This is a genomic window from Thioclava sp. DLFJ5-1 (assembly GCF_002020115.1).
Taxonomy (GTDB): Bacteria; Pseudomonadota; Alphaproteobacteria; order Rhodobacterales; family Rhodobacteraceae; genus Thioclava; species Thioclava sediminum.
Map to the genome: position 1 here is coordinate 343,835 of NZ_MPZU01000003.1, position 20,366 is coordinate 364,200.

Sequence of the window (20,366 nt, forward strand, 5' to 3'; positions counted from 1 at the left end):
ATGCCCTTCGTTGGGGAAGGGTGTCCCGCCGCCGCAGATACGCTTGCGCCCGCTCTGGCGCAAGGAGAATTTTTGGTCTAATGCGCCGCATCAGGTCACGGATACGACATTTGAACCGACATTCCCCAAGGAGCGCGCATGTTTACCGCCACGCTGATCGCTGACCCGAAAGAGGCCAATCTGGATCAAGGCACGCTGGATGCGCTTTGCGGTGCATGGGGCGGTGGCGCGGCGCGCTGGCTCAACCCGAATGTCGCGGCGGAGTTCATGGTGGACCGCGTGCCGTCGAATCGTTGGGAGGCCTGGGAGGGCCTGCAGGGGCTGGGCGTCGATCTGGTCGTGCAGCCCACCGAGGGGCGGCGCAAGCAGATGCTGCTGGCCGATATGGACTCGACGATGATCCGGCAGGAATGCATCGACGAGCTGGCCGATGTGGCGGGCGTCGGCGAGCGGGTGAAAGAGATCACCGCGCGGGCGATGAATGGCGAGCTGGACTTCGAAGGCGCGCTGACCGAGCGGGTGGGGCTGCTGAAAGGTCTGCCCGAGAGCGTGATTTCCGAGGTGATCGAGAAGCGCATCAGCTTCATGCCGGGCGGGCATGATCTGGTGGCGACGATGAAGGCCAACGGCGCCTATTGCGCGCTGGTCTCGGGCGGGTTCACCGCGTTCACCGGCTTTGTGGCGGAGACGCTTGGGTTCGACGAGAACCGCGCGAACCTGCTGCTGGTCGAGGATGGCAAGCTGACGGGCGTGCCGTCGCAGCCGATCCTTGGACGTGAAGCCAAAGTTCAGGCTTTGCTGGAAATTTCGGAAAAGCTGAAACTGGATCACGCGCAGGTCATGGCCGTGGGCGATGGGGCGAACGATCTGGGGATGCTGAAGCTCGCCGGTGCGGGCGTGGCGCTGCATGCCAAACCCTCGGTCGCCGCGGAATGCGACATCCGGATCAACTTCGGCGATCTGAGCGCGCTGCTCTACATTCAGGGCTATGCGGTGGAGGATTTCGCCTGACCACCCTGCCAGACTTCCGTCAGGCGCCAGTCGTCATCGAAATGCACCAGATCCCCGGCGAAGCCCGGCGCGATCCGGCCCACCGGCGCGCCGATTGCCTCTGCCGGGATGCGGCTTGCCATCGCGAGCGCCTGTTCCGGTGACACACCCACCGTCTCGATCATGAAACGCACCGCCTGCGGCAGCGACAGATCGGCCCCGGCAAGCGTGCCATCCTCCAGCCGCAGCGCCCCGTCGCGGCGCAGGATGCCGCGACCGGCGAGATCGAATTCCATCAGATCGGACCCGGCGCAGGCCATCGCGTCGGAGACGAGGAAAACATCGCCCTGCCGCTTCGCCGCCAGCGCCAGCCGGATCGTCTCGGGATGCACATGGATGCCGTCTGCGATCAGCCCCGCGGAGACCGGCTGCGACAGCGCCGCGCCGACGAGGCCCGGCTCGCGACTGCCAAGCTGGCTCATCGCGTTGAAGAGATGCGTGACCATCCGCGCGCCCGCCGCGATCGCCTCCTGAGCCTCCGAGAAGCTGCAATCGGAATGGCCGAGGCTGACGACAATCCCGGCCTCGGACAGCCGCGCGATCTGCTCGGGCGTCGCATTGGCGGGCGAGAGCGTCACGATCAGCGCGGGCAGCCCGGTTTTTGCCTCCAGCAGCGTCTCGATGTCTTCCTCGTCCAGCGGGCGGATGCAGCCGGGCGGATGGCAGCCGGGGCGTTTGGGGTCGAGATGTGGGCCTTCCAGATGCAGCCCGCCGAATCCCGCAACGCGGGTCACGGCGGCGATGCCAGCGGCCAGCACCGTCTGAGTCGCGGCGCGGGTGTCGGTGATCAGCGTCGGCAGGATCGTGGTCGCGCCGAGAGCGGTATGCGCGGCGCAGATGGTGGAGAGCGTCTCGAGCGTCGCGTGCCCGTCGAGCATCACGCCGCCCCCGCCATTCACCTGCAGATCGACGAGGCCGGGCGCGAGCGTGCCCCCCGGAAACTCGACCACCTCGCCCTCGGGCATCTCCGCGATCGGGCACAGCGCCGAAATTCGACCCTGTTCCAGCACAATCGCATGGTTTTCATGGAAGGCGGTGCCGTCGAAAACGCGCGCACCCGTCAGGATCAGCTTGTCCAAAACGCATCCTCCATCGCCAATGCCAAAGCGCCGTCCAGCGCGTTGCCTTTCGCAGCCCGTTGCGGCCAGTCCCCCAGCGCAAGACCCTCTCCAAGCCCGCCGAGCCACGTCACGGGCAACGGCTCCTCGGGTTGCAGCAGCGCAATCGCCGCGCGGATCTCGGCCTGCGCCGCATCGCGCACGGCCACGGCGGCGGGGTCGGTCGATTGCAGGATGCGCGGCGCAAACCGCGCCCAATCGGCGGGGGTCGCGTCGAGGCTGAAAGCGATCAGCCCGTTGCGCCCATCCATATCTTCGAGCAGCTCGCGCAGGAGCGGCGTCACCGCACAGAACCCGTCGAGCGCACGTCCGGCCCGCATCCCGAGCGCCCGGCCGATCCACGCGCCCGAGCCCTCATCGCCCAGCCGCAAGCCCCAACCGCCGATCGCGTGCTGCTGCCCGTCCAGCTGCCGCGCGAAAAACGAGCCGGTGCCGATGGCCGCGACGATCCCATCCTCGGGCCCCAGAGCACCCCGCACCGAGGTCGTCACGTCCTGCACGACGCGGGCGGGAAAAGGCAGCTCGTCCGCCAAGGCCTCTGCAGCCGGGGCATGGTTCGCCCCTGCCAGCCCGAGCACCGCGCGAATCTCGCGTGCGTCGATAGTTCCCATCGCGGTTTCGATGGCGGTGAAGATGTGATGGCGCGCCTCGTCATAGTCCGAGGCGATGTTCGCAGGGCCGGATTCGCCACGCCCGATGACATGGCCAGAACCGTCGGCAAATACCGCCCGGCACCCGCTGCCTCCGCCATCGACTGCAATGAAATGCATCCCCGCCTCCGTTTTGTGCGTAACAGTGCCAAATAGCGGCTCCGAGAGAAAGCGCGTAACGAAATCGGCGCGCGAAACGACTTGGGGAAAGATCGCATCGCCTCTATCACTGGGGCGTGACCCACGGGAGGACCATGCGCAAACCTCTGATATTCCTTGGCCTGATCGCTCTGGCGGTGATCGCGGCCTTTCTGGTGGCCGATCCCGACCCCGAGCGGCTGCGCGCGCTGCGCGACAGCCTCGCCGCGTGGCGCGAGGCGCATCCGCTGGCGCTGCCCATCGGGTTCTTCGTCACTTACGTCGTGGTGACGGCGCTGTCGCTGCCCTTCGCGGTCTGGTTGACGCTGCTGGGTGCGGCGCTTTTGGGGTTCTGGCAGGGGTTGGTGCTGATCTCTTTCGCGTCTTCGATCGGGGCGCTGCTGGCCTTTCTGGTCGCGCGCTATCTGATGCGCGACTGGGTGCGCGGACGGCTTGGCCCGAGGTTGGCGAAGATCGAGAAGGGTGCGGCGCGCGACGGGGAATTCTACCTGTTCTCGCTGCGCCTGATCCCGGTCGTGCCGTTCTTCGTCATTAACCTCGCCTTCGGGCTGACCCGGATGAAGGGGTGGAAATTCTATGCGGTGTCGCAGCTCGGCATGCTGCCCGGCACCGCGGTATATGTCGCGGCGGGCGCGCAACTGGGTGACCTGAACAGCCTGTCGGGGATCGTCTCGCCGGGGCTGCTGGGTGCCTTCGCGGCGCTGGCGGTGTTTCCCTGGGTGGCGCGCGCGGCGCTGCGGGTATGGGCACGCAAGCGGGCCTATCGCGGGTATGAGCGCCCGGCGAAGTTCGACCGCAACCTGATCGTGATCGGCGCGGGGGCTGCGGGGCTGGTGGCCTCTTACGTCGCGGCGCAGGTGAAGGCGAAGGTGACGCTCGTGCAGGAAGGCTCGATGGGCGGCGATTGCCTGAATTTCGGCTGCGTGCCGTCGAAGGCGCTGATCGCCTCGGCACGGGCTGCGGGCGTGGCGCGCGGCTCCGAGGCGCTGGGCGTGCGCGCGGATGTCTCGGTCGATTGGCCGGTGGTGACGCATCGGATTTCCGAGGTGATCGCGCAGATCGAGCCTAATGATTCCGTGGAGCGCTATGAGGGCTTGGGCGTCGAGGTGATCGAAGGTCATGCGCGGCTGGATGACCCGTGGACGGTGCGTGTCGGCGATGAGCGCCTGACCGCGCGCGGGGTGGTGCTCGCGACCGGCGCGGCCCCGGTGATCCCGCCGATCGAGGGGATCGGATCGGTCGAGCCGCTGACCTCGGACACGCTGTGGGAGACGCTCGCCGCGATGCCTGCGCCGCCCGAGAGAATGGTGATCCTCGGCGGCGGGCCGATCGGCTGCGAGATCGCGCAGGCGCTGGCGCGGCTGGGCGCGGGCGTCACCGTGGTCGAGGCGGCGGAGCGGCTGTTGATCCGTGAGGATGTCGAAGCCTCGGACGCCATCGCGGCAGCCTTGCGCGCCGATGGGGTCGACCTGAAGCTGGGCGCGAAGGCGATCCGTTTCGGGCACGATGACAGCAAATGGCTGGAGCTGGAGGACGGCTCGAAGATCGCGTTCGACACGCTGCTGGTCGCGGTCGGGCGCAAGGCGCGGCTCGAAGGCTTCGGGCTGGAGGAGCTGGGCATTCCGGCGAACAAGGTGATCGAGACGAACGACTACCTCGAAACCCTCATGCCCAATATCTACGCCGCGGGCGATGCGGCGGGGCCATTGCAGCTGACCAATGCCGCAGGTCATCAGGGCTGGATCGCGGCGGCCAATGCGCTGGCCTCCCCCTTCTGGCGCTTCAAGGCCCATGCCGCGCCGATCCCGCATGCGGTCTTCACCTCGCCCGAACTGGCACGGGTGGGAATGACGGCGGCGGAAGCCGAGGCCGAGGGCGTGCATCACGAGGTCACGACCTATCCGCTGGGCGATCTGGACCGGGCGCTCGCCGAAGGGGCGGGGCAGGGCTTCGTGCGGATCGTCACCGCGGAGGGCTCCGACAAGATCCTCGGCGCGACAGTTTGCGGGGCGCACGCGGCCGAGGTGCTGGCGGAATTCGCGCTGGCGATGCGGCACGGGCTGGGCTTGGGCAAGATCCTCTCGACGCCGCATATCTATCCGAGCTGGTCCGAGGCCGCGAAGAACGCCGCCGGGCGTTGGCGGCAGGCTCATGTGAACCCGCGCACGCTGCGGACCGCCGAGCGCTTCATGGCGTGGAGGCGCGGATGATCGACGCTGCTCTCCTGCCGCTGCAACGTGCCATGATGCAGCCCCCCGCCGAGGCGCTGGCCGCGCGCGGTATCCGCGCCGATCAGGTGACGGTGGCGGGCTTCGCGCTGGGCCTTCTGGCGATCCCGGCGCTGGCGTTTCACGCCTATTGGCTGGCGCTGGCGCTGATCCTTATCAACCGGATCGCGGACGGGCTCGACGGGGCCATCGCGCGGATCAAGGGGCCGACAGATCGCGGGGCGTTCCTCGATATCGCGCTGGATTTCCTGTTCTACGCGCTGATCCCGGTGGGCTTCGCGCTGGCCGATCCTGCGCGCAACGCGCTGGCCGCGACCATCCTGATCGCGGCCTTCGTCGGCACCGGGTCGAGCTTTCTCGCCTTCGCCTCCATCGCCGCCAAGCGCGGGATGAGCACCGATGCCTATCCGACCAAGGGCATCTACTACCTCGGCGGGCTCACTGAGGGGGCCGAGACGATCCTGTTCTTCTCGGCGATCTGCCTGTTTCCGCAGGCCTTCCCGATCCTCGCGGGCCTCTTCGCCGTCGCCTGTTTCGTGACCACCGTGACCCGCTGGCTGATGGGCTGGCGGGCGTTTTCCTGAACGGAGAGAGTATGAGAAACCTCCTTGCCGCCCCGGTTCTTGCCGCGAGTTTCGCGCTGCCGCTCGCATCCCCCGCCTTTGCCGATTGGGCACAGACCGAGGCCGAGGCGAAGGGTCAGACGGTCTATTTCAACGCCTGGGGCGGCGATCCGCGCACCAATGCCTTCATCGAATGGGTGTCCGACCAGATGCAGGAGAAATACGGCGTCACGGTCGAACAAGTGAAGCTGTCCGACACCGCGGAGGCTGTCTCGCGCGTTCAGGCCGAGAAGGCGGCGGGTAAGAATGACGGCGGCGCGGTTGACCTTATCTGGATCAACGGGCCGAATTTTCTGGCGATGAAAGAGGCGGGCTTGCTGCATGGGCCGTTCGTTTCCGATCTGCCCAATGCGAAATATCTCGACCTGTCCGAAGGCTCGGCGGCGACGACCGATTTCACCGTCCCGACGGAAGGGTACGAGAGCCCGTGGCGGCTCGCGAAATTCGCCTTCGCCTATGATGCGGAGCGAGTGAGCGATCCGCCGAAGGATATGGCGGGGCTGCTGGACTGGGCAAAGGCGCATCCGGGCCGCTTCACCCATCCCAACCCTTCGAATTTCATGGGGGCGAGCTTCCTCAAGCAGGCGCTGGTCGAGCTGGCGCCCGATCCGGCGGCGCTGTCGCAGCCCGTGACGGACGAGGCCTATGCCAAGGAAACCGCGCCGCTCTGGGCGTGGTATGATGCGCTGCGCCCGCTGATGTGGCGTGAAGGCAAATCCTTCCCCGAGAATGAGAGCGCGCAGGCGCAACTGCTGGCCGATGGCGAGGTCGATTTCGCGATGTTCTTCGATCCGGCCGCGCCCGCCGCGATGATCGAGCAGGGTGTGCTGCCGCCCTCGGTCCGCGTCTGGGTGCCCGAAGGGGGCACGATCGGGAATATCTCCTACGTTGCGATTCCCTATAATGCCGCGCATCAGGCGGGGGCGGAGCTGGTCGCGAATTTCCTGCTCGATCCGGCCACGCAGGCGCATATGCAGGATATCCGTGTGCTCGGCAGTTTCTCGGTGCTCGATCCGGCGAAGCTGGATGCCGATGCGAAACAGGCTTTCGCGGACCTGCCCACCGCGCCCGCGCTGCCGACGCTGGACGATCTCGGGCCGACGCTCCCCGAGCCGCATCCGAGCTGGATGACCAAGCTCACCGAGGACTGGGCGCAGCGCTACACGAAGTGAGGGTTTGATGCGGCTCGCCGGGGCGATCCTGACGCTGGTGATCGGCGCGCCGGTACTGCTCGGTGCGGCGCTGACGCTGGCGACCGGATTCGGCTGGCAGCCGGGGCTGGGGCGCGTCGCGCTGGGCTGGGAGGGCTTCACTGAGGCGCTGGCCGCACCGGGTATCCTCACCTCGCTGCGGCTGACGCTGGTGACGGGGATCGGCGCGGCGCTGCTGTCTCTCGCGGCCTCGATCCCGCTGGCGCGCTGGCTGGTGACGCGGCAATCGGCGTCGCGCTGGCTGACGCCGCTGCTGGCAGTGCCCCATGCGGCGCTGGCGATCGGGCTGGCCTTTCTGATCGCACCCTCGGGCTGGGCGGCGCGGCTGGTTTCGCCCTGGGCGACCGGCTGGGATCTGCCGCCGCAGATCGTGACGCTGGGCGATCCGTGGGGGCTGTCGCTGATCCTCGGGCTGATGCTGAAAGAGGTGCCGTTCCTGACCTTGATGACGCTGGTGGCCGCGGCGCAGCGCCCGGTTGCCGAGCAGATGGCGGCGGGGCGCGCGCTTGGCTATGCGCCGGGCCGCGTCTGGGCGCGGATCGTCTGGCCGCAGCTGTACCCGGCGCTGCGGTTGCCGGTGCTGATCGTGCTAGCCTTCTCGCTGTCGGTTGTCGACATGGCGCTGATCCTCGGGCCGTCGAACCCGCCGACGCTGGCGGTGCGCATTCTGCGGCTCTACGGCGCGCCGGATCCCGCGCAGGCGGTGCCCGCCTCGGCGCTGGCGGTGATCTTGCTGGCCGTGATGGGGGCGAGTGCGGCGCTGTGGATTGGGGGCGAGCGCGCGGTGGCACGGCTCGGCAAGGCGCTGATCCGCACCGGGCATCGCGGCGCATCACGGAGAAACTGGAACGGCGCTGGCCTGATCGGGGCGGGCGGTGCCTTCGCGCTCGGATCGCTCGGCGCGCTGATCCTCTGGAGCCTCGCGAGCTTCTGGCGCTTTCCCGACGCGCTGCCCGCTGATCTGACCTTCAAACGCTGGGCGAGCGCCGACTGGGCGGGGCCCGTGCTGACCAGCCTGACGCTTGCGCTTGTCTCGACCTCGCTGGCGCTGATCCTCGCGATGCTCTGGCTGGAAAGCGAGGACCGCTCCGGCAAACGCCTGCCGCTGGGCGCGCTGATCGTCCTGCCGCTCTTGTTGCCGCAGATCGGGTTTCTGCAGGGGCTGACCACCGGGTTTCTCTGGCTTGGCCTGCCGCCGGGAGTGGTTGCCGTCACTTGGGCCGAGCTGCTCTTCGTCTTTCCCTACGTGATGATCGCACTCGCCGGGCCATGGCGCGCGCTCGACCGGGTGCATCTCGCCAGTGCGGCGAGCCTCGGGGCTGGGCCGACGCGGCGCCTGCTGCGGATCAAGCTGCCGATGCTGCTGGGGCCGATCTGCGCGGCGGCGGCGATCGGGGTCGCGGTGTCGGTCGCGCAATATCTCGCCGTTCTGCTGCCCGGGGCGGGGCGCGTGCAGGCGCTCGCGACCGAAGCCGTGGCGCTGGCGTCCGGGGCGGATCGAAGGCTGGCCGCGATCCTTGCGATTATGCAGGCGGCGCTGCCATGGGTGGGTTTCGCGTTGGCGCTCGCCGTGCCGGCATGGTGGCATCGCAACCGGCGCGGCTTGCGCGGAGGAGTGGCATGAGTCTGGAACTGATCGATCTGAGCCTGACTGCGCCCGGCGCCTCCGCCCCGCTATTCGCGCCGCTGTCGCTGATCGTGGCGCCCGGAGAGACCGTCTGCCTGATGGGGCCGTCCGGGATCGGCAAGTCGAGCCTGCTCGCCCATATCGGGGGCCATCTGCCGCGTGGGTTCACGGCTTCGGGCGATGTGCGGCTCGATGGTGAAAGCGTCACGCATCTGCCCGCCGAGAAGCGCTGCATCGGGATTCTGTTCCAGCAGGCGCAGCTTTTCCCGCATCTCTCGGTCGGCGACAATCTGGCCTTTGGGTTGTCGGCGCAGGTGAAGGGCAAAGCGGCCCGGCGCACGGAGGTGGAGGCTGCGCTGGAACAGGCCGGGCTTGCAGGCATGGCGGATCGAGACCCGGCGACGCTGTCGGGCGGGCAGCGCACCCGCGCGGCGTTGATGCGTACGCTGCTGGCGCGGCCCCGTGCGGTACTGATCGACGAACCCTTCGCCGCGCTCGATGCGGAACTGCGCGCCGAGATCCGCAGCTTCACGCTGCAGCATCTCCAGGCCGAGCGTATCCCCTGCCTCATGGTCAGCCACGATCCGGACGACGGCGCGGCTGCGGCGCGCCGGATCGCGTTGGGCTGAACCCCGCGCAGCCGCAATGCGGCGAAACCCGGCAGACTTGCGCGATGAGGGCGCTGAGGCTATTTCCAAGCGCATGATTTTTGCTGTCGGACACCGCTCGTCACGTCTTTTGAAGCCCCTCGCCCTCGCGCTGGGGATGACCGGTTTGCTGGCCGCCTGCCAGCCGACGGCCTTCGGCACGGCGCAGGTCGCCAAGGCTCGCACCACGTTGGCCAATGGCGCGTTGACGGTGGCGGCGCCGAAAGGCTGGTGCATCGATCCGAAAAGCCTGCGCAATTCCGGCGCGGGGGGCTTTGCGCTCTTTGGCAATTGCGCGGCGATCTCCGGCAATGCCGAGGATGCCCACGCGCCCGAGCCCGCGCTGCTGAGCGTCACGGTCGGGCCGCCCGCCTTGGAGGACGGCTCCGGCAAGCTTTCGCAGGACCGGCTCAAGAAGATTGGTGATTTCTTCCATTCCGAAATCGGGCGCGCGGCGCTGTCGCGCTCCGGCGAAGCCGCCGACGTCACGATCAAGGGCACCGATATCTCGAATGGCACCTTGCTGCTGCGGGTCGAGGACCGCTCCGGCACGGGCGGACCGCCGATTGCCAAGACCTACCTGCGGGGCGTCACGGCCCTTGGCGGGCGGATCACGGCGCTGTCGGTGATGCCGCTCAAGGAAGGCGAAATGAGCTATGCCCAGCAGCGGCAATTGCTGGAGACATTCATCGCCGCGATCCGCGCCGCGAATTGACCGCCCAAGCCGACGCGCGGTTACCTTCCCGGTCAAAACCCGGAACGTGATGAGTTCGTGCGGAAATTCCCCCTTTCTCGCAACCCGATGATAAGGAATAACTGCTGTGATGCCGCAGACGGCACTGGCAGGCGGGAAAGAAGGGCAGCACATGGCAGGACGGAACGGCGGATCGCTGTTGCAACGGATTGCCGAGCGACGCAGCTTGCGGCGCTGGCGCGATGCGGCGTCCAAGGTCCCTGCATTGGATCCGGAGGGGCTTCGCGGTCTGCGCGCGCGTGCCCGCGCCCTGCGCAACGAAGTCGACACGGTGCTGCGCGCGACCGAACAGCGGCTAACGGCTTTTCCCGGCGATAGCTCTGTGCGCAAACCGTCGGGCAGCGATTGGGCGTGGCGACCGCCGCTCTGGCGCGTGAAGGCGCATCCGCATGGCATCGCGGGGGCGCAAAGCCGCGCCAAGCTCGGCGATGACCTCACCCTGTTCCATGACTGTCCGCGCTCCGAGATCACGCTGCGCCAGATCCGCAATACGACGGGCGAGACGCTCGCGCCGTTCGGGCTGCGGCTCGATGTGCTGCGGTTCGAAGGGTCGTTCCTGTCGCTGGTGCTCGACCTGCCCGATGCGGCGCTGGGCGGGCTGCAACTCAACCATCTCATCCGGCTGGAGATGCAGCTGGACTGCGAGCGGGAGCTGGAAGTGTTCTGCCGCCTCAACATCAAGCACGGCCCCAATTCGGAGCAGCTGGTGCGCGAACTGCCTCATGGCGATGGCGCGCGCTCTGTCGAATTCGATCTGGCCTATACGCGGATGAACGAGCGACGACTGGAAAAAGCGTGGGTCGATCTGATTTTTGAAAACCCACGGATGAACGAGGTGGTGATCCGCGATCTCACCTTCGCGCGCTACCCGCGCGCCGAACTGTGACGGAGGCGAGGATGCTGGACAGCACGCGGATCAAGGCAGGGCGCTGGGAAGCGGTGAGCCATGAGAAAGAGGCGCCCGATCTGGAGGTGCGCCATCAGGGCGAGGTGCTCGAAGGGCTGTCGGTCAGCGGCGCGCCCGGCGACTGGCGCCTCGCGCAGCCGATTCCGGCGGAGTTGCTGAGCGAGGGGGTGCTGACCTTCCTCGTCTGCCGCAAGGCGGATGGCGAGGTGATCGACCGCTTCTCGCTGGTCGCAGGCGCGCCGCTCGCGGGTGATCTGCGCGCCGAGATCGACCTGCTGCGCGCCGAGCTGGATATGCTGTCGCGCGCATTCCGCCAGCACTGCGCCGAGAGCGAAAACTGAGCATTTCACGCGCGCCCCTCGCGCGCGGGCGCGCGCACGCGTAGAAAGAAGCCCTACTCGTCGAGCAATTTGGCGACCGCCCGCAGCTCGAATTTCTGGATCTTGCCGGTCGAGGTCTTCGGCAGTTCCGAGAAGATCACACGCTTGGGCGTCTTGAAGCCTGCGAGCCGCGCGCGGCAGAACTTGATAAGTTCCTCCTCCGTCGCCTCCTTGCCCTCCTTCAGCTCGACAAAGGCGCAGGGCACCTCGCCCCAGGTCTCGTCCGGCTTGGCCACGACCGAGGCGAGCGACACCGCCGGATGGGCGCAGATCACGCCCTCCACCTCGACCGAGGAGACGTTCTCGCCGCCCGAAATGATGATGTCCTTCGCGCGGTCGGTGATCTTGATGTAGCCGTCGGGATGCATGAAGGCGATGTCGCCCGAATGGAACACGCCGCCCTCGAAGGCCTCGCGCGTCGCCTGCGGGTTCTTGAAGTAGCCCTTCATCACCATGTTGCCGCGGAAGACGATCTCGCCCAGATGCTGGGCGTCGCGCGCGACCTCCTTGCCCTGATCGTAGACGGTGACCTTCTCGAGCATCGGCATCGAGACCCCGGTGCGCGCCTTGAGATCGGCGCGGGCCTCGCCCTCGGTGCCCTCCCAAGAGGGCTTCCATGTGCATTCGACGGCCGGGCCATAGGTTTCGGTCAGCCCGTAGACCTGCGTGACGTTGAAGCCCAGCGGCTCGATCGCGGCCAGCGTCGAGGCGGGCGGGGGCGCACCGGCGGTGAAGACCTCCACCACATGATCGAAGGCGCGGCGATGTTCTTCCTTGGCGTTGATGATGGTGTTGAGCACGATCGGCGCGCCGCCGAAATGTGTCACGCCATGATCGGCAATCGCGTCATAGATATTCTTCGCGGTCACATCGCGGCAGCCGACGACCGTGCCGCCCATCATCGGCACCATCCAGCTATGGGTCCACGAGTTGCAATGGAACAGCGGCACGATGGTCAGCAGCACCGGATAAAGCTGCATCCGCCACGAGATCGCATTCGCCTGAGTCGAGAGATAGGCGCCCCGGTGGTGATAGACGACGCCCTTGGGCTTGCCGGTCGTGCCGGAGGTGTAATTGAGCGCGATGCTCTCCCATTCGTCCTCGGGCATGATCCAGTCGAACATCGGATCGCCCTCGGCGACCAGCGCCTCGTATTCGAGGTAATGCCCGGTCGGCTCGAAGCCGTGCTCGGGGTCGGCCACTTCGATGATCTGCGGCGCGGGGCCCTTCATCTTCTTCACGGCTTCTTCGGCCACGGGCAGGAAGGCCACGTCACAGAGCACGATCTTCGCACCGCCATGTTCGAAGATATAGGCGACGGTATCGACATCGAGCCGGGTGTTGATTGCGTTGAGCACCGCACCACAGGCGGGCACGCCGAAATGCGCCTCGATCTGGGGCAGGGTGTTGGGCAGGATTGTCGCCACCACGTCGCCGGGCTGGACACCGCGTGCCTTGAGGGCGGAAGCGAGCTGACTCACGCGCGCGTGGTAATCAACGTAACTATAAGAGCGGCTGCCGTAGATCACCGCCGGTCGCTCGGGGAAGACCTCCAGCGCGCGATTGAGATGCGACAAAGGTGTAAGCGGTGCGTAATTCGCCGCGCATTTCTCCAGACCCGTCTCGTCGGCAAGCCAGCCCATGAAATCCTCCACGTAAATTGTCCGGGCATCTTCAGGCGGCATCGCGCGAAAGGAAAGAGGGTTTGCGTCATCTTTCGTCACAGCTAGTGTCGCGCGCATGATCGTTTCGCATGGCCGCCGCTACATCTTCGTTCATATCCCGAAGACGGGTGGCACGGCGCTGACGCTCGCGCTGGAGAACCGCGCGATGGCGGATGACCTGCTGATCGGCGATACGCCCAAGGCGCGGCGACGCAAACGCAGGCTGGAGGGGCGTGAAACCCGGGGGCGGCTTTGGAAGCACTCGACGCTGAGCGACGGGCTGGGGCTCTATAGCGAAGACGAGGCGCGCGCCTATTTCACCTTCACGCTGGTGCGGAACCCGTGGGACCGGGTTGTCAGCTACTACCATTGGTTGCGCGAGCAGCGGATGGCGCATCCCGCCGTGGCGTTAGCAAAGTCGCTCAGCTTTTCGGACTTCCTTAACCATCCGCACACGCAGGCATCGCTCGCGGCGGCCCCCTATGGCAGCTACATGCGGCTGCCGGACGGGGAGGAGATTTGCGGCCTTTATATTCGCCTCGAAGATGTAGAGGCCGATGCCGCCCCCCTCGCGTCACATCTCGGTTTTTCCGTGACACCCCTCGCGAGATGCAACATCTCCGAGCGGAAGCGCAACTGGCGCGGGTATTTTTCAGATTTCGATGCTGAAGTGGTTTCGAAACTCTGTGCCGAGGACATCGCGCGGTTCGGTTACCGATTCTAAATTTTCGCGCAATTGCAATTTGCGACGCAATTTGGGCGATTCTCACGGGTCTGTGAGCGCCCCCCTATCCAAAAAGATAGGTCAAACGCGCGAACCCCTATCCAAAAAGATAGGTCAATCACGGGTCCGTGAGCAACTTACTGTCCGAAAGTATAGGTTTGCCACATTTCGGTCACCTTTCGGCCCCGGAAACTCCCCAGGAATCAATTGATCTAGGTAGGACGAAGAAATGGCCTCGCCGACTTTCAGAAGGAAGACCGACATGACCCGCAGTGCAACGACGACTTGGAACGACGATTGCGCCTTTGATTCCGCTCTGGCGGGCGCAACCTCCGGGCGAGTGCTCGATAACGGGGCTGCTTCGGGGATCGTTGCCGGAACGCGAATCGCGACCGCTATGGGCTGGCGCCCGGTGGAAGCAATTGCGGTTGGCGGCATGGTCATGACCTTCGACAGTGGCCTGCGTCCCGTCGTGGACGTCAAGCGAACTCAACTCTGGCTCGGTCACGGGCGTTGCCCGGACCATCGCAAGCCGCTCGCCGTGCCGGTCGGCGCGTTGGGCAACAAAACCCCGATGCTGCTTTTGCCTGAACAGAACATGATGGTGGAAAGCGACATGGCCGAGGCAATTTACGGTGACCCCTTCGCCGTAATCCCCGCCTCTGCTCTTGAAGGCTATCGTGGGATCGATCGGATTACACCCCACCGTCCGATCGACGTGATCGTGCTGGAGTTTGAGGAGGAGGAGATCGTCTACGCGAATGGTTCTGGCATGGTCCATTGCGGTTCGATCAACAGCCACCGGCTTGAAGCACTCTTCGACGATGATGCAGGCCCGAACTACGAGACGCTGTCGCTTGAAATGGCACGCTCGATCGTTGCAGGGCTCATCGACGAAGATCTGACCGCGCACGCTTACGCGGCAGAGTGATAGCCCGGCCTGATTCCCTCCTGATCAACTGACAGGCCGAACGCCGCACCCATGACCAGGGTGCGGCGTTTTCCTTTGTCTTGGAGGCAGGTGGGAGGCGGGCGTTGAAGTGCCTCCCGGCCATAGAAAAACGCCGGGGCCTTTCGGTCCCGGCGTTCTGGTTTCTCTGGCGCTGTCGGGTCAGGCGGCTTTCGCGGCCTGACCTTCGCCGTAGCGACCGTAGAAGGTCTCGCCCTTGGCTGCGATGTCGCGCAGCAGGGCCGGGGCCTCGAAGCGCGGACCGTATTGCGCGGTGAGCGCTTCGCAGATCGTGACGGCCTTGCCGGCGCCGAGAATGTCGAGCCAGCTGAACGGACCACCCGACCACGGGGCGAAGCCCCAGCCGAGGATCGCGCCCACGTCACCCTCGCGGATGTCTTCCAGCACGCCCTGCTCGAAGGCACGAACCGCTTCCAGCACCTGCGCCATCAGCAGGCGATGCTGGACGTGATGCACGTCGGGCTGCTCGTCGGCGCGCGGGAACTTGGCGTCGAGACCTTCCCAGAGGCCCTGACGTTTGCCCTTCTCGTCATAGTCGTAGAAGCCCGCGTTCGACTTGCGGCCCATCCGGCCTTCGTCGGCCATCCAGAACAGCACGTCATCGACCGCCTCGTCGGGATAGGCATCGCCCATCGCGGCCTTGGTGGCCTTGGCGATCTTCACGCCGAGGTCGATCGAGGTCTCGTCCACCAGCTGCAGCGGGCCAAGCGGCATGCCGACCATGGTGGCTGCGTGTTCCACCAGCGTCGGGTTCACCCCTTCGGCCACCATGCGAATCCCCTCGTTGATATAGGGAATGATGCAGCGGTTGGCGTAGAAGAAGCGCGCGTCGTTGACCACGATCGGCGTCTTGCGGATCTGGCGCACGAAGTCGAGCGCCTTGGCTACAGCCACCGGACCGGTCTGGGCACCCTTGATGATCTCCACCAGCATCATCTTGTCGACGGGCGAGAAGAAGTGGATGCCGATGAACTGCTCGGGGCGCGCGCTGGCCTTGGCCAGTTCGGTGATCGGCAGGGTCGAGGTGTTGGTCGCGAAGATCGCGTCCTGCGGGATCACGGCTTCGGCCTTCTTGGTGACCTCGGCTTTGACGCCCGGATCTTCGAACACCGCTTCCACGATCAGGTCGCAGCCCTCAAGGGCGGCATAATCCGTGGTCGCGTTGATCAGGCCCAGCGTCTTGGCCTTGCCCTCTTCGGTGACCTTCTTGCGCGAGATGCCCTTATCGAGGATGCCCTCGGAATAGGATTTCCCGCGATCGGCGGCCTCCTGGCTGTTGTCGATCAGCACGACCTCGATACCGGCCTTGGCCGAGACATAGGCAATACCTGCGCCCATCATGCCCGCGCCGAGGATGCCGACCTTCTTCACCTTCTGGTCCGGCACGTCGGGACGGTTCGCGCCTTTCTCCAGCGCGCCCTTGTTGATGAAGAGCGAGCGGATCATCGAGGTCGACGACGGGTTCAGCAGCACGTTGGTGAACCAGCGCGCCTCGATCTTGATCGCCTGATCGAAGGGCACGAGCGCGCCTTCATAGACCGCCGACAGAAGCGCCTTGGCCGCCGGATAGACGCCTGCGGTCTTGCCATGCACCATCGCGGAGGCACCGACGAAGGTCATGAAGCCCGCCGGGTGATAGGGCGCGCCGCCGGGCATCTTGAAGCCCTTCGCGTCCCACGGTTTCACCAGATCGGCGTCTTTCGCGTTCAGCACCCATTCCTTCGCGGCGGCCAGCGGATCCTCGACGACCTCGTCGATCAGGCCCGCCGCTTTTGCCTTCTTGGGGTCCGAGAGCTTGCCTTCCAGCAGGAAGGGCGCCGCCGCCATCGCACCGAGCTTGCGCGAGACACGGGTGGTGCCGCCGCCGCCGGGGAAGATGCCGACCATGATCTCGGGCAGGCCGATCTTGGCCTTCGGATTGTCCGCGACAAAGGTGCGGTGCGTCGACAGCGGCAGCTCCAGACCGATGCCGAGCGCGGTGCCGGGGATCGCGGTCGCGATCGGCTTGCCGCCCTTGTTGGTCTTCGGATCCATGCCGGCGCGCTCGATCTTGCGCAGGACATGGTGCATCTGCATCACGCCGTCGAAGATCGCCTGAGCGCCGCCTTCGCGCATCTGCGCGATGACGTTGAGGTCCATACCGCCCGCGAAGTCGGGTTTGCCGGAGGTGATGACCACGCCTTTGCATTTGTCATCCGCCAGCGCCTTGTCGATGAAGCTGTCGAGGAGCGCGAAGCCCTCCATGCTCATCACGTTCATCGACTTCTCGGGCACGTCCCAAGTGATGACGGCAACGCCGTCGCTGCCAAGTTCGTATTTGAAATCAGCCATTTGTTCCTCCCTCACACGCGCTCGATGATGGTCGCGGCGCCCATGCCGGACGCGACGCAAAGCGTGGCCAGACCGGTGTTCAGGTCGCGGCGTTCCAGCTCGTCCAGCAGCGTGCCGATGATGATCGCGCCGGTGGCGCCGAGCGGGTGGCCAAGCGCGATCGCGCCGCCATTGACGTTGACCTTGTCGGCATCGACCTGGAAGGCCTGCATGAAGCGCAGCACGACAGCCGCAAACGCCTCGTTCACCTCGAACAGGTCGATGTCGGAGATCGACATACCCGAATCCGCGAGGATCTTCTCGGTCACCGGAACCGGGCCGGTCAGCATGATCGTCGGATCGGTGCCGATCTTCGCGGTGGCGCGGATGCGCGCGCGGGGCTTGAGGCCATGCGCCTCACCGAATTCCTTGTTGCCGATCAGCACGGCGGCGGCGCCGTCCACGATCCCCGACGAGTTGCCCGCGTGGTGGACGTGGTTGATGTGATCGAGATGCGGGTATTTCAGCATCGCGACCTTGTCGAAGCCCGGCATCACCTCGCCCATCTCCTTGAAGGAGGGCTTGAGGCCGCCGAGGCTTTCCATCGTGGTGCCCGCCCGCGGGAATTCGTCGTGGTCGAGGATGGTCAGACCGTTCTGGTCCTTCACCGGCACGATGGATTTCGCGAAACGGTTTTCCTTGATTGCTTCGGCTGCACGGCGCTGCGATTCCACGCCGAGCGCGTCGACGTCTTCGCGGCTAAAGCCGTATTCGGTGGCGATGATATCGGCCGAGATGCCCTGCGGGACGAAGTAGGTCTTCATCGCGAGCGACGGGTCCACGGCGATTGCCGCGCCGTCCGAGCCCATCGCGACGCGGCCCATCATTTCGACGCCGCCTGCGATGTAGCCCATGCCAGCGCCGCCGCAGACCTGGTTCGCGGCGAGGTTCACCGCTTCCATGCCGGATGCGCAGAAGCGGTTGATCGACAGGCCCGGAATGCGCTCGTCGAGGTCCGACAGAAGCACCGCCGAGCGCGCAAGGCAGCCGCCCTGCTCCATCACCTGGGTCGCGTTGCCCCAGATCACGTCCTCGACCGCGTGACCTTCGAGGTTGTTACGCTCCGCCACCGCGTTCAGCAGCCGCGCCGACAGCGCGACCGAGCTGACCTCGTGCAACGAGCCGTCCTTGCGGCCCTTGCCCCGCGGGGTGCGGGCTGCGTCATAGATATAGGCTTCCGTCATGGTTCCTCCTCACGCCCGGTCGGAAGGATTGCCGGGCATCAAATCATAGGGGTGTTTCCAACCGGGCAGGGCTTTGAGCCCGTCCAGCCAACGGTCGATATTGGGGAATTCCTTGCGGTCGAACCCGAAGGGCTCGGGATAGTAGAGGTAGCCGCAGCAGGCGAAATCGGCCAAGCTGGGCTGGTCGCCGACGACCCAGTCGCGGCCGTCCATATGCTTTTCCAGCGTCTTGATCGCGGTGAGCACGCGGCCCTTGAGCCAGCCGATCGCCTCTTGCGGGCGCTTCTCTTCGGGCAGGAAGTTCATCAGGAAGCGCAGGCCGCCTTGCTGGCCCGAGCCCTTTTGCGCGTCCCAGAACATCCAGCGCAGCATCTCGTTGCGATCCTCGGCGAGGAATTTGCCGGTTTGCTCCGCGATATGAAGCTGGATGACGCAGGATTGCGACAGGGTCAGATCGCCCTCTTTGAAGACGGGTGCTTCGGCCATTTCGTTCAGCGCGTGATATTCGGCGCTGCGCGCCTCGCCGTTGAAGAAATCGACATAAACAGGCTCCCAGTCGTAGCCCGCCAGTTCCATCGTCAGCGCCGCCTTGTAGGCGTTGCCAGACTCTCCGAAGCAATAAAGTTGTGCCGCCATTCGCTGCGGTCCTCCCTGATCACGGGGCCAATCTGACCCCTAAGTGACGCGAACGTAAGCCCCTCATGAGCATTTCGCCGCAACGTCATTCCAGCACGACGTCGCGTCCAACGCGAGGGAGAGGGCGACGTTCCGTCGCGAGAGGTGAACGGACGTGAACGGAAAGCGCGGAAAAAGCGAGGGCCGCGGCGCGGTTAGCGTACCGCTTCCATCGTGCCTTTGGGAAACTCGATGCCTTCGAAATCGGGGTAGACCTTGCGCAGAACCGCGATCTGCGCCGGGCTGTCGATGCGCACGAGATACCATTCCTCGCCGTCTTGCAGCGCCAGCGTGGTATTGGTCGAGCGCACCTTGCCCATATCGGGCACCTCCATCACCGTCGAGGTCGGGATCTGCGCATAGGCCCGGCCCGAAGACGTCTCTCCGGTCTTCATCGCGGCGATGTTCATCTCGAAATCGTCGATCGTCACCGAGGCCATCGCGTCGTTGATCTGCTTGCGCATGATGTCTTCGAGCTGCTCTTTCGGGACGCCCGTCTGATCCGCGATCGCCTGCATCATCTTCGGCGGCACCGTGTCGAAGAAGACGGAGTAATCCTTCGCATCCACCGCCTTGGTGAAGCCCGCGACTTCCTGCGTCACCGCGTTGCGGTCGGCGGAGTCGAACGCGAGCGCAGGCAGGGTCGAGAGGGCAAGGGACGCGACAGCGAAAGCGAGAGACAGGCGGGTCATGGATGTCCTTTCGAAATCAGGCTTTGCGCTCGCCAAGCTCGGCCTTGAACAGCCGCAGGCGGTGGTTGAGATTTTCCTCGTGGGTGACGGAGTTGAAATGCTCGAACAGGAAGGTCAGTGCCTCGTCGGGCGTGATTTCCGCCTCCTGCGCGAAGCGGTTGAGTCTGCGATAGGCGTCATTGGTCATGGCGACGGGAAAGCGACGGGTCAGGCGCAGGCGTTTGGGCATTCAGGCTCCGGGGCAATGTGGCGCGGGAAGGCGCGTCAGGTTGCGCGCAGCTTAGGAAGAAACCTGCGTGCTGGCCAGACCGCCGGTGCTTTGGGTTCGTGCATGGGAATCGCCCCTAGAGGTCGTCCCAATCGCTCAGCCCGAGCTTGTTCTTGCGGTGGATCTGCCACAGCGCCATCAGCGCACCGAAGGCGAGCGCCGAGATCACCAGCGTCACCAGATGCGGCGCAAAGGACATACCCTCGGTCGCGCTGAGCAGGTGGTCCACCAGAAGCTGCGCGACCGCGAAACCGGCGGCGAAGATCAGCAGGTTCTGCTTCCAGTCGAGATAGGGAATCGGGCGCGGCTCGAAGCCCAGCCAATGCAGCACCCGCGCGCCCATTGGCGGTCGGGTCGAGCGGAACACGCCCCGCGCCCGCAGCTCTGCGAGAGCGGCGTCGTAACGGCGGTTGGTTTCTGCATTATCGAGATACATGACGGCGGGACTCGGTGGGAATCGTCTCT

20 protein-coding genes are annotated in these 20,366 nt (G+C 65.8%); 11 read left to right on the forward strand and 9 right to left on the reverse strand.

Annotation, left to right across the window (positions count from 1 at the left end; all coding sequences use genetic code 11):
* The first annotated feature begins 138 nt into the window (after positions 1-138).
* Complete coding sequence (gene serB, locus BMI86_RS12350) at positions 139-1,011, forward strand: phosphoserine phosphatase SerB (protein ID WP_078541662.1); 873 nt, start codon at positions 139-141, stop codon at positions 1,009-1,011.
* Here serB and nagA read toward each other — a convergent pair.
* Together nagA and BMI86_RS12360 are read right to left on the reverse strand one after the other, a co-directional pair.
* Positions 987-2,129 (reverse strand): N-acetylglucosamine-6-phosphate deacetylase, encoded by a 1,143-nt coding sequence (gene nagA, locus BMI86_RS12355; RefSeq protein WP_078541663.1) that lies wholly within the window; start codon positions 2,127-2,129, stop codon positions 987-989. The genes serB and nagA overlap by 25 nt on opposite strands.
* Positions 2,117-2,938: a BadF/BadG/BcrA/BcrD ATPase family protein gene (locus BMI86_RS12360; protein ID WP_078541664.1), complete on the reverse strand. Its 822-nt coding sequence runs from the start codon at positions 2,936-2,938 to the stop codon at positions 2,117-2,119. Before BMI86_RS12360 ends, nagA begins: the two co-directional genes overlap by 13 nt.
* A gap of 134 nt (positions 2,939-3,072) precedes the next feature.
* Here BMI86_RS12360 and BMI86_RS12365 point away from each other — a divergent pair, with 134 nt between their 5' ends.
* From BMI86_RS12365 to BMI86_RS12400, 8 genes are all read left to right on the forward strand, one after another.
* Entirely contained in the window at positions 3,073-5,187 is a 2,115-nt protein-coding gene (locus tag BMI86_RS12365; protein ID WP_078541665.1) for a bifunctional TVP38/TMEM64 family protein/FAD-dependent oxidoreductase, read from the forward strand.
* Positions 5,184-5,789, forward strand: a complete 606-nt coding sequence (locus BMI86_RS12370; protein ID WP_078541666.1) for a CDP-alcohol phosphatidyltransferase family protein — start codon at positions 5,184-5,186, stop codon at positions 5,787-5,789. Before BMI86_RS12365 ends, BMI86_RS12370 begins: the two co-directional genes overlap by 4 nt.
* An 11-nt stretch (positions 5,790-5,800) precedes the next feature.
* A complete protein-coding gene (locus BMI86_RS12375) occupies positions 5,801-7,000 on the forward strand; it encodes an ABC transporter substrate-binding protein (RefSeq protein WP_078541667.1) in 1,200 nt (399 codons plus the stop codon).
* Positions 7,001-7,007: 7 nt separating this feature from the next.
* On the forward strand, positions 7,008-8,663 hold the full coding sequence (locus BMI86_RS12380) for a hypothetical protein (protein ID WP_078541668.1): 1,656 nt from the start codon (positions 7,008-7,010) through the stop codon (positions 8,661-8,663).
* Positions 8,660-9,295, forward strand: coding sequence for an ATP-binding cassette domain-containing protein (locus BMI86_RS12385; RefSeq protein WP_078541669.1), 636 nt, complete (start codon positions 8,660-8,662; stop codon positions 9,293-9,295). Before BMI86_RS12380 ends, BMI86_RS12385 begins: the two co-directional genes overlap by 4 nt.
* Positions 9,296-9,431: 136 nt before the next feature.
* The gene (locus tag BMI86_RS12390; protein WP_078541670.1) at positions 9,432-10,028 is read left to right on the forward strand and encodes a hypothetical protein; all 597 of its coding nucleotides are present in this window, start codon (positions 9,432-9,434) and stop codon (positions 10,026-10,028) included.
* A gap of 151 nt (positions 10,029-10,179) precedes the next feature.
* Positions 10,180-10,953: a DUF6478 family protein gene (locus BMI86_RS12395; RefSeq protein ID WP_078541764.1), complete on the forward strand. Its 774-nt coding sequence runs from the start codon at positions 10,180-10,182 to the stop codon at positions 10,951-10,953.
* Positions 10,954-10,964: 11 nt separating this feature from the next.
* Positions 10,965-11,315, forward strand: a complete 351-nt coding sequence (locus BMI86_RS12400; protein WP_078541671.1) for a hypothetical protein — start codon at positions 10,965-10,967, stop codon at positions 11,313-11,315.
* 53 nt (positions 11,316-11,368) lie between these two features.
* Here the strand turns inward: BMI86_RS12400 and BMI86_RS12405 are convergent, their stop codons facing one another.
* Entirely contained in the window at positions 11,369-12,997 is a 1,629-nt protein-coding gene (locus BMI86_RS12405) for an AMP-binding protein (RefSeq protein WP_078541672.1), read from the reverse strand.
* A gap of 97 nt (positions 12,998-13,094) precedes the next feature.
* Between BMI86_RS12405 and BMI86_RS12410 the strand changes: the two genes are divergently transcribed.
* Positions 13,095-13,742, forward strand: coding sequence for a sulfotransferase family 2 domain-containing protein (locus tag BMI86_RS12410; protein ID WP_078541673.1), 648 nt, complete (start codon positions 13,095-13,097; stop codon positions 13,740-13,742).
* 262 nt (positions 13,743-14,004) lie between these two features.
* Complete coding sequence (locus BMI86_RS12415; RefSeq protein WP_168173850.1) at positions 14,005-14,673, forward strand: Hint domain-containing protein; 669 nt, start codon at positions 14,005-14,007, stop codon at positions 14,671-14,673.
* A gap of 180 nt (positions 14,674-14,853) precedes the next feature.
* On the opposite strand, the gene BMI86_RS12420 is transcribed toward BMI86_RS12415, so the two are convergent.
* The 6 genes from BMI86_RS12420 to BMI86_RS12445 all read right to left on the reverse strand — a co-directional run bounded on the left by BMI86_RS12420 (position 14,854) and on the right by BMI86_RS12445 (position 20,337).
* Complete coding sequence (locus tag BMI86_RS12420; protein WP_078541675.1) at positions 14,854-17,043, reverse strand: 3-hydroxyacyl-CoA dehydrogenase NAD-binding domain-containing protein; 2,190 nt, start codon at positions 17,041-17,043, stop codon at positions 14,854-14,856.
* Between the two features lie 11 nt (positions 17,044-17,054).
* Entirely contained in the window at positions 17,055-18,266 is a 1,212-nt protein-coding gene (locus BMI86_RS12425; RefSeq protein WP_078541676.1) for an acetyl-CoA C-acetyltransferase, read from the reverse strand.
* Positions 18,267-18,275: 9 nt separating this feature from the next.
* Positions 18,276-18,902: a glutathione S-transferase family protein gene (locus BMI86_RS12430; RefSeq protein WP_078541677.1), complete on the reverse strand. Its 627-nt coding sequence runs from the start codon at positions 18,900-18,902 to the stop codon at positions 18,276-18,278.
* 194 nt (positions 18,903-19,096) lie between these two features.
* Positions 19,097-19,633 (reverse strand): hypothetical protein, encoded by a 537-nt coding sequence (locus tag BMI86_RS12435; protein ID WP_078541678.1) that lies wholly within the window; start codon positions 19,631-19,633, stop codon positions 19,097-19,099.
* A gap of 16 nt (positions 19,634-19,649) precedes the next feature.
* Positions 19,650-19,862, reverse strand: a complete 213-nt coding sequence (locus BMI86_RS12440) for a hypothetical protein (RefSeq protein WP_078522325.1) — start codon at positions 19,860-19,862, stop codon at positions 19,650-19,652.
* A 115-nt stretch (positions 19,863-19,977) separates the two neighbouring features.
* On the reverse strand, positions 19,978-20,337 hold the full coding sequence (locus tag BMI86_RS12445) for a DUF6404 family protein (protein WP_078522326.1): 360 nt from the start codon (positions 20,335-20,337) through the stop codon (positions 19,978-19,980).
* Between the last annotated feature and the right edge of the window lie 29 nt (positions 20,338-20,366).